Below are 9,840 nucleotides of genomic sequence, written 5' to 3'. Positions count from 1 at the left end.
CCCGGCTTCGCGCAGGACGTCGGCCAGCCATACCGGGTCTCCGGTCCAGCTCATGGGTTTCTCCTTGGTCGAGGTTCGAAGGTCCCGCCCTCGACTGACGAGGGGAAAGTGCCGAGGGCGGGACCGGCGCGCCTGACGCTGCGGCGGCGTCTCGACCGCAGACCACCTACGGGAGACGGGCGCATCAGGGGCGCGGCATGCGGCGGGCTCGAATCCCGCACTGTGTCGAGTGTTCTCCGGGGGCCGACCGCATGCTGTTCCGGGAAGGCACCGCGTAGGTGCCGTCAGATTTCTTCTTGAAGGGTGGCCGGGATCTTGTACTGCGCGGCCGGTGGTTCCTGGCCGGGGACGTGCAGACGCAGGAAGCCGAGCAATTCGTCGATATGGCGCTGCAGGGCGCGGATGAGGCGGATCGCGTCACGGAAACGCAGCTTGTCGTCGGCGGCCTGTTCCTCGAGGGCGACGACCCGCTCGCGCAGCTTCGAGACCTCGCGTGCCTGCCACGCGGTCACCGCCCCGATCACGGTGGCCAGGGCGACACCTGTCGCCTGGATCAGTTCAGGGCTTAACCACGTCACCGGATGCCTCGCCTGTCTTCGCGGCGACCGGGGTGACCGCCGGTCGGATGATCGCCCCGGCGATGACCGGGGTGGCCAGGCCGTACAGGGTCAGCAGGGTCTCGACCCAGGCGGTGTCGACCTCGCGGCCGAGCAGATAGGCGATCACGCCGGTGATGGCGACCAGTACCGAACGAACAAGTGCCGGTTCGGGCACCTTGCTGATACGCACGATGATTCCTTTCCAAGGTTCGCGAAACGCGCCGTCAGATACGGCCTTCGGCGATATCGCGGTTCAGGGCTTGCGCCAGGGCGCGGGCGTGGCCGCCGCGGACGTAGTCCTCGGTGTGACGGCCGTCGACGAGGTAGCCGCGGGCGTAGGCGACGGCGCCGGCCCATTCCCGCCAGTTCGCCGGTGACCACCAGCGCTGCAACTGATTACGTAGCGCGGTGTCGAACATGCGCTGCGCCCAGCGCTGGGCGGCGTTCGCGTCGGCGAAGCTGAAGAACGCGCTCAGGTCGGCGATGGTGCGCAGCGGGTTGCCTGCGGGGAGCGCGGTGATGGGGTCGCCCGGTGCCGCGGCCCAGTAGGCGGGGATGTTCGTGATCGGGCGTTCGCCGACTATGCCGAAGCCGCCGGGATCGTTGTCGCCCAGATACTTTCCCGCCGGTCTGCGGGGGTCGGCGATCAGCGCGCAGGCGATCACCTCGCGGCCGGGGTGTTCGCCTCGGCCGATCTCGGCGGCGAGGTCGCCTGCCACCGCCGCGCCTTGCGAATAGCCCGCCAGCACAACGGGGTTCGGCGACCTTTCGACGGCCGCCAGTAGCGCTCGCCTACCTGCGGCGACGCTCTCCGTGTAGCTCACGTGGGTGCCGTAGTCAGCCGGGTAGGCGACCATCCGGGTGGTGAAGATCGACTTGTTCAGTGCGTCGGTGAACGCCGAGGTGACTCCGTCGCCGCCCGGATTCCAGGTGCCGCCGACCACCAGCACATCGATGGTGCGGGAGTCCCAGCTGGGACGGGGTGAACGGCTGGACCAGAACGACATGAGGGAACCTCTCTGCGACGTGACGTGGGTGGTCCCGCCCCGGACGGCTCGTCCGGAGCGGGACCGAATCGCCCCTGCGCTGCGGCGACGCCTGCGACCGCGGAAGGAGTGCGGGAGACGGGCGCGTCAGGGGCGGGCATGCGGCAGGCTCTCAACCCGCTTCGGTCGAATGCGCTTCTTTCGGGGGCTGGCCGCATGGGCTCAGGGGCGCGGGTGCGCCCATGACAAAGCCCTCCCTCCTGAGATCAGGAGCGAGGGCTTATCGGGTGGTGCAAGCTATTTGTGGTGGCGGCCGGGGGCCAGTCGGCTCAACACGTGTCCCGAACTGGATGTCGGCCACAGGCACCGATAGGGGTACTCGGACGGCATACCCGGCAGCCAGCCGAGACGGTTCAGCAAATGCACGGGGATCATGCCCAGCTCCTCATCAGTGAGATGCTGCAAACGCCAACCGAGCAGGAAGTCGGTCACCCCGAGGACCGCCGACACATCAGCGATCCGGGTACCGATCTCGAGCGCGTCACGCAGATCCGCCAATGGGATCAACCGTTGCGCGACGACATGATGGACCTGCATCTCGATCCGGCCACGCCACAGGTCACCGTCCAACGCCGCGAGTAACTCCGGCGACTCGGCCATCTCGATATGCGCGATCGAATGCGCGATCACCTCGTTACGCACCCGACCCGACAGATCAGCTTGGATCAGCACCGCGCGATCAGCGATCGACCAGTACGAGACGAAGTCGTACACAATCACCGAATCGACCCGGATTCCTTGATTGAACGCAACCTCGTGGGCGTTGAACCCGTTGCGCTGCACCGCTATACCTGGTGAGTCCGGCATCTCCGCTTCGGACTCGTCCTCAACACCCATGGGGAAACACAACTCTCACACTCGCTGCTCGACAGGACCTGCCGCATCCATGCCACCCCGACAGCGACGGATGCCAGTCCTGAACTCACCGCGAGGTGGAGTGCGCCCCGACGAAGGGTGGACGCAGAGCACGCCAGCGATCCACGGCCCCCGCCACTACCTGGAGGTCTTCGAGGCAGATGTCCGAGAAGTCGACATGACCGGCTCGAAACACTCTGCGGCGATGAGCTGGTTCCGCGCCATGGAACCCGCGCTCATCCGCACGAGGAGGGGGGTCTTCCGCGGAACTGCCCGACTCATCGGGAGTGAACGCATCGAATGCACCTGACACAGAAGACCTCATCCAACAAACCCGAAGACGCGGCACTCTCGGTTGAGAGCGCCTAGTCATTCTAGTGTTGAGGAGAACCTGCCCTTCAGTCAGGACCGGTAGCTGAACTGCGCACCAGATATCCAAATCTAGCCTTGCAGAACGATTTTGCGCACAGCGAATCCCGCTGCAACCATTGTGCACCACGGGCTCGGGAGTGTCAAACCCCGGAGCACGGAGGCTTGAACTGCCTGGTAGAAGGGCCACTTTAGAGGCATCAGCGCGAGCCCTGGGTGAAGGAATCCCAACGGCGTAAGCTCAACCTCGCTGTACTGGAACCATCTTCGTCATTTGTGCAGCAGGCTGATGCTTCCGCACCCGCGTGACCCACAGAGTCATGCGCGTAGCCCCGACACTGCTGCAGCTCATTCGTCATCCTCGAGGGACTGGTCGTTCTCATCGTTCCACCGTTGGTACGCGGGGCTGACAAGCCGGACGTAGACAGATCTGGCGCTCATGGTCACAGTCACCACAACCGACGGCAGATCCCATCGCAAGCCCCGAGACGGGACAATCCACCACCCCGTCGGCCGCTTCCCCACAACCTCGAACACCGCCTGCCAAAGGTCGTCGAATACCCCATTCAACGCGGGCTCCACACTGGGACCATCGACAACGACATCAGTAACACTGAATGCGATCTGCTTCAGCTGGCGAGGCCCACCGGGCTGAGCAGCACTACCAACATTGAGCATAGTGTCGGTACGATTGACGTCGAGGTTCGTGTTCAGACTTGGCCACCTCGTGTCGAGCCGGTCTAGATGCCAGCCGACCCGCTCACTGAAGGCAGGCAGATCGTCTGCGGTCCAGCTCCAGTCGAACTCCGCCGCCACACGGACGACTTGCGCAGCGCGGTCGATATCCACTCTCATGGGGTTATGATCGCTTCCTTCTCGTGGTTGATAGCCGCAGGTGGCGGTAGTAGTCCAGCTTTACACAGTCCTGGGTACGAGGTCGGTTCACAAATAGGTTAGGCATTGGAACTGCTCGGCTCGGGAGATGGTGTGGGCGAGACACTTCACCGGAGTCGTGACAGTGACTGTAAGAGATTGGTCTGCGGTTTCCTTGCGGGGCCATTGCCCAGGTTGCAACGCTGGTACAGGCCGAATCCGGGCGGCCGAATGGGCGAGTGCGGAGAGGTGGTCTCGTTGCCCTTGGACGAGTCCGCTGAGCCAGGATCCGGGGTGCCCAAACGGAGCGATTGACTGTGCGACCCCGTGCAGGGTCGGGCCAGGGCTGCTGCCGATCGCGGGGGTTCCTGGCCGGTTTCCAGTGGTCTTGCCAACGATGGTGTGGCTGGGAATTCCACTGTTGATCGGTTCCTGAGTGGAGCCGTAGACCGTGATTTTCCCTTCTGTGTCGGTTTTGGTCAGGCGGTAACCAACTAGGGAGGGGTCTTCATTCTGGATCGCCTCCCATACACCTTGTGCGATCAGCCATTCCATGAAGGCGGGATCGGCCTGGGCATCCTCCTTGAGCTTGCCCCAGAGATAGGGGTCGGTCATCTGCTCGGCCCGAATCGTAGTGGGGCTATCCGGGCCATCAGGAACCTCAGCGTCTCCCGGTCTGGGTTTTCCGGGGTTACCGCCTTTGGCTTCGATGACCATGACCTGACCGTCTTTGACCGCGACGATATCGTGCCTATAGCCGCCCCTTGGGCGGGTGTTGACCGTCCAACCGTCGCTCTCGAGCATCGCGATGGCACCCGCCTCGCCGAGAAGTTCCTTTGCCCGATCGACCGGGGCTTTGGCATCCCACCACGCATCGACCGCACTCTCCAGGAGATGCGCAGGCATCCCACGTTCCCGAAGATCGTCCAGCGCCGCTTCGCCCACGCTCCTACTGCCGGTGAGTTTGGCGACATCGACGCCGAGGACGTTCGCAAGCGTTTCGACCCACGCGTAATGCATACCCCTATACAGCTCCGCACCGTGCACCACCGCCATGGCCGCAATGACCGGTGGCCGTTTCGCCTCATCAATGTCGTCCAACGACCACGTATCGAGCTCGAACAGGTCAGCTTTGAGATTGACCTCGTTGCCTGTTCTGGGGTACGAACCTGGTTGCTCGCCGCGAGGGTTGCCGCGGCCGTTCCGGAGGATGCCGTTGCCGTCCCAAAATGTGCCCTCGATCGGAACGTCCGGTTGTCCCGGCTTCGTACTGGGGAACCGGACCGGTTGCGAGACCGTATTAGGGTCATCGGCCGGGGTCGGTCGGACACTTGGCGAGCTGGGCGTACCGTTGTTGGGGTTTGGGTTGGCTATGGACGGATTTGTCGCGTCGACGCCTGGTATCGACTGCGGGACAGTGGGACCGGTCCCCTCGTGTGTCCACGGGTTCATTCCCGGAGTAGCCCAAGGGATTGAGTCAGGAGCTGGTTCCGGATAGTCGTTCTTCCCGATGGCCGGTGTTGTCGACGACGGAAGCAACGGCACACCGCCGGTCGAGACGACAAGGCTCATGACCGTACCTAGGGCGGCGGCCGCCGTAAGACCACCGACTGTGGCCGTTGTCGCACCCGTGCCAGCGGTACCCGCACCGGCACCGGCTGTCGCGCTTGTACCCAATACCGCCGCGGCGGCCTCAGGAGACAGCGTGCTGCCAGGAGCAAGGAGGCCGGGCAGCATAAGGGCCCAGACCGCCTCGGCAGGCACCAGTGCATGGGCAGCTCCGGAATCTCCGGGCGCCGTGGCCTGATCGACGGTGCTTGGTGTTAACGGGTTGCCATCGCTGGCCGCGAGGATCAGCGCTGGCGGCGTACTCGCCCCCGAAGAGGAAGCGAAACTCTGGGTGGCGAGCATGTCGCCGACCGATCGGTCTACCGGGACGCCAGCCATTTCGAGTCGCGCACTCGCAGCCAAACTGTTCTGCCGCAGAACTTCTTCCGCGTGAATACCGAGAACGCCGGATTTGATGAGACCAGCGATCTTGGCCTGATATTCAGCGCTGCCCGGATCCATATTGGCGTAGCGCGCGTCGATCTGGTCAGCTGCCTGCGCGGCCAAACTGTAGCGATGGGTGAGCAGTCGCTCGCGGGCTTGCTGACGCAGTTGTTCGCTACGAGTGTCGAGGGCACCTTCGGTACTGGCCAATGCAAGGTCGGCCGCTACCTCACCGGCGGAGTAGACCGCATCGGGCAGCACGGTGCTGCCGTCGGCCAGCCACAACCCACCAGGTCGCCAGTGCGAGTCGAGACGGTTCTGCGCATCGATCACGGCTTGCGGACTGACTGGGCCAATCAATCCGGTCGGCCGTCCGGCCACGAGCGCAAGGTCATGATCGCGTTGCTCGCTCGTGTAGTACTCGTCCAAGGTGAAAAGCCCGGCAAGCTGATCGTCCGAAATACCCTGCTTTACACCAGCGCTCGATACGAACGGCTCCTGGCCAGGGATCGTTATCGTGTACTCGTGACCAGTCAGCCCGTTGGGCAACGGAATGTTTCTGTTCTGGACCGTCGTATCGCTCGGCAAAGTCAGCGGCTCACCGTTAGCCGGTTGCTCGCTCTCTAGCAGCGCATTCAGGTCCTCGACTCCGCCGACCGGGGCGGGCTGCTGCGCCTGCTCCGCCGCCGGGCCTTGAACCAGAGCTAGGTCCGCAAGCGCCTGCTGCTCCGCCGTGAGCGGACTCTCCGATGTAGTTGGTTGCTGCCCAGACGTTCCGGGGTCGAGGACTTGCACGAGAATTGGGTCCGGTCCACTGTTCGACCCGGTTCCCGGAACAGAATTCGACTGCGGTTTGTCGGCGGTTTCCGGGGTGAGACCGAACATCCCCATCACACCATGACTACTGCCCTTATCGCCGGTGGGTGCCACCGTCTATCACCTCGACCTTCGGTTAGAAACAGAAATATTGGCGCGAATCACCACGCCGAAGTGGACGAAGGCGATGCGCCTGCAGACGCGGACCATGGGGCCATCGCGGTTCTGTGGCCGCACTGATGCGTCCACGACAAAGCCCTCACTTCCAGGGATCAGAAGTGAGGGCTCAGCAGATCAGCGTCGCCGCGAGAGTGAACAACGCACAGAAGTGAGCATCCTTGCGGTCGTATCGGATCGAGAACCGGTGACCGCCGACCAGCCAAGCAATAGTGCGTTCAATCACCCACCGGTGCCGACCGAGGTATCGGCTCGACTCGATCCCGAGGCGCGCGGTACGCACGCCGATGCCTCGATCACTAACCTGGTCGCGCAGATCACGACGTCATATGCCCTGTCCGCATGCAGCTTTCCAGGTTGGCGGCGATGTGTTCCGCACCGGGAGCGGACTGCGGGGATTGCATTCGCCAACGGGCGCAAAGCTGCCACGTCAGCAGTGTCTTGCTGCCGAGACCGACCGCCAACGGTGTCCCGCGCGGTCGGACAACACGTGCAGTTTTGAGCCCGATTCACCTCGGTCGACCGGATTGAGCCTGGTCAACGGACCTCCCATTTGCCCGAACCGACGCACCGTCGAGCACGGCGCACTGTAGCCACCGCCATAGGCCTGCCTCGGTCCAAGCGGTGAAGATGGTTTGTTCATCGATTGGCGCGGTCCCGCCTTTCCGGCGGCGCGGCGAGAAGGCAGGCAACAATGGACCGACGAGTTCCGATCAAGTCCCGAGTAGTGTTGTAACGCAACGTCCTTCGGATGCGGGATTCAGGCGCTGAGTTCGTGGGTGGGTTCGTTCACCTCTATTCTGGTGTCGGTGATCAGGGTGAGGCGGCTTTTGGCGAGGATGGCGAGGCCGAGGTAGCGGCGTCCTTCGACCCATTCGTCGGTTTGCTCGGCCAGGACCGCGCCGACGAGACGGATGATCGCGTCACGATTGGAAAAGATCCCGACACTGTCTGTGCGACGCCGGATTTCGCGGTTAAGTCGTTCGTTGGGGTTGTTCGACCAGATCTGTTGCCACAACTCTTCCGGGAAGCCGGTGAACGCGAGGATCTCGGCGCGAGCAGTGTCGAGGTGGTCGAATGCGTCTGGGAGTTTGTCTTCGACGTAGTCGAGGAGGCGGTCGAACTGGGCATGAACAGCCTCGGCGTCGGGTTGGTCATAGACCGAGCCCAGCATCGCCTTCACTGCCGGCCACATGGATTTTGGGGGTCACGCCCATCAGGTTCGCGGCGTAGTGGGTGCGGCAGCGTTGCCAAGCCGCGCCCGGCAGGTTCGCCGCGATCGCTTCGACCAGGCCGGAGTGTGCGTCGCTGGTGACCAAGCGGACACCGGTCAGGCCGCGGGCGACCAGATCAGCGAAGAAGCTGTTCCAGGCGGCCACGGTCTCGCTGGTGGCGACCCGTAGGCCGAGGACTTCGCGACGGCCGTCGGCGTTGACGCCGGTCGCCACAAGCACGACAGCGTTGATCACCCGTCAGCCTTCGCGGACTTTCATCGTCAGCGCGTCGGCGGCGACGATGGTGAACGGGCCCGCCTCGCCCAGAGGGCGGTGGCGGAACTGGTCTACATGCTCGTCGAGTTCGGCGGCCATGCGTGAGACCTGGGACTTCGACAGTGAGGCGATGCCGAGGGTTTTGACGAGTTTGTCCATCCGTCGGGTCGAGACGTCGGCGAGGTAGCAGTCCGCGACGACGGTGATCATCGCGGTCTCGGCGCGTTTGCGGCGTTCGAGCAACCATTCCGGGAAGTAGGTGCCTGATCGCAGTTTCGGGATCGCGACATCGATCGTGCCGACGCGGGTGTCGAGGTCGCGGTGTCGGTAGCCGTTGCGGCGGGTGATCCGGTCAGGGCTGGGTTTGCCCCATTCCGCGCCGGCTACGGCGTCGGCGCTGAGCAGTGCGTTGATCATCGTTTGCAGCAGGCTGCGCATCAAGTCTGGTGACGCCTCGGCCAGGGCGTCACTGAGAAGGCCTGCAGATACGCGACCGAAGTTATTGTCGCTAGACGATTTTGGGCACAGCGGAACCCGCTGGGACCAGCTTCCATCACCGATGCGGACGTGTCAACCCACACTCCAAAATTCCCTGAAAGTCCTGGTGACGGCCGCGCGCCGAGGCCGACCACGGGACGGTGAGCATCGAATTCGGCTGTGGCGTAAGCAGATCGGTCAGTCACAGACGACAGCGGGGCGCCGGCCACAATCGGCCGACGCCCCGCTGGTACTGCATTCACTTACACGTTCTTCGCTCGCTGTCGCGTCGGGAAACTCCGGTGCGCGTCCAGCACTTGGCCGACGACGAACAGCTCCGGCCAGTCGGGCGCCCAGGGGCCCGGCACCGGTGCGATCAGTCCTGCCTCGCGCAGCGTGCGCAGGCGACGGGCATTCAGGTTCTGGAAGCCTTCGCCCAGTTGCACGGCGAGCTTGCAGATGCCGGAGATGTTCAGTCGTACCGACCGCGCCTTGACGACGAGCTCGGCGTCGGCCGCTGCCATCGCCGCGGGCGGGCACACCACCGACTCGGCGGCCGCGACGGCCGCGGCGATCTCGCCGGGAGCCTGCTCGACGCCCTCGGTCATCGCGAAGGCGACGATGTTGCGCTGCAACCATTCCGCCATACCGGCGATACTCACGACACCCGAGTACTCGACGGCACGCTGCTCACACACCAGCCGCACCCAGGAGACCAGCACGGCCTGGAGTTCATCCTCCACCCGGGCCGCGGCCGGATTGAACGGCAGACGCTGCTCCCGCGCGCCGTTGCGGGTGCGGTAGTCGACCGCGCCGAAGCGGGTCTGGCGCGTCCGCGCGTCCGACAGATCCTCGGCCAGGCCCGGGATCGCACCGAGGGTCCGCGCCAGTTCCCTGGCGGTATCTCGGTCGAGATAGAGGTGGGCGTCGTCGGCCCACCTGTCCAACGGCGTTACGCCACACGAATCCTCCCGTATGCGGCTCGATACCGTTTCGGCACCGCTCGCACCCATGTACACACTCCTTCGGTCGAGATCTGTTGCACCAGGTGCCGCCGACTGGGGGCGGCATACCTGATCAGAGTCGAGCCGCTCCCCCTGCAGAGATCCACGGTCCAACACTCGTTGTATGCAACGTTGTTGCAAC

General features: G+C 64.2%; 7 protein-coding genes and 1 pseudogene. All 8 read right to left on the bottom strand.

The genetic code is table 11. The annotated features are described in order from the left end of the window. Positions 1-284: 284 nt before the first annotated feature. Positions 285-578 carry a hypothetical protein gene (locus tag QC180_RS03950; protein WP_278261155.1) on the bottom strand — a complete coding sequence of 98 codons (294 nt, stop codon included), beginning with the start codon at positions 576-578 and terminating at the stop codon, positions 285-287. Beyond that, entirely contained in the window at positions 559-789 is a 231-nt protein-coding gene (locus QC180_RS03945) for a hypothetical protein (protein WP_278261154.1), read from the bottom strand. The genes QC180_RS03950 and QC180_RS03945 overlap by 20 nt, the downstream gene beginning before the upstream one ends. A 34-nt stretch (positions 790-823) precedes the next feature. Next, the gene (locus tag QC180_RS03940; RefSeq protein WP_278261153.1) at positions 824-1,606 is read right to left on the bottom strand and encodes a PE-PPE domain-containing protein; all 783 of its coding nucleotides are present in this window, start codon (positions 1,604-1,606) and stop codon (positions 824-826) included. A 276-nt stretch (positions 1,607-1,882) separates the two neighbouring features. Next, on the bottom strand, positions 1,883-2,482 hold the full coding sequence (locus tag QC180_RS03935) for an ImmA/IrrE family metallo-endopeptidase (RefSeq protein WP_278261152.1): 600 nt from the start codon (positions 2,480-2,482) through the stop codon (positions 1,883-1,885). Between the two features lie 735 nt (positions 2,483-3,217). Continuing rightward, positions 3,218-3,724 (bottom strand): DUF6301 family protein, encoded by a 507-nt coding sequence (locus QC180_RS03930; protein ID WP_278261151.1) that lies wholly within the window; start codon positions 3,722-3,724, stop codon positions 3,218-3,220. 87 nt (positions 3,725-3,811) lie between these two features. Beyond that, entirely contained in the window at positions 3,812-6,664 is a 2,853-nt protein-coding gene (locus QC180_RS03925) for a hypothetical protein (RefSeq protein WP_278261150.1), read from the bottom strand. 823 nt (positions 6,665-7,487) lie between these two features. Next, positions 7,488-8,745: pseudogene (locus tag QC180_RS03920) on the bottom strand (IS256 family transposase). A 212-nt stretch (positions 8,746-8,957) separates the two neighbouring features. Next, positions 8,958-9,641, bottom strand: a complete 684-nt coding sequence (locus tag QC180_RS03915) for a hypothetical protein (protein WP_278261149.1) — start codon at positions 9,639-9,641, stop codon at positions 8,958-8,960. Positions 9,642-9,840 lie beyond the last annotated feature (199 nt).

Source organism: Nocardia anocheti, from assembly GCF_029675105.1.
Classification (GTDB): Bacteria; Actinomycetota; Actinomycetes; order Mycobacteriales; family Mycobacteriaceae; genus Nocardia.
The sequence above is the reverse complement of the archived record's forward strand: the minus strand, read 5'-3'. Positions and strand labels throughout refer to the sequence as shown.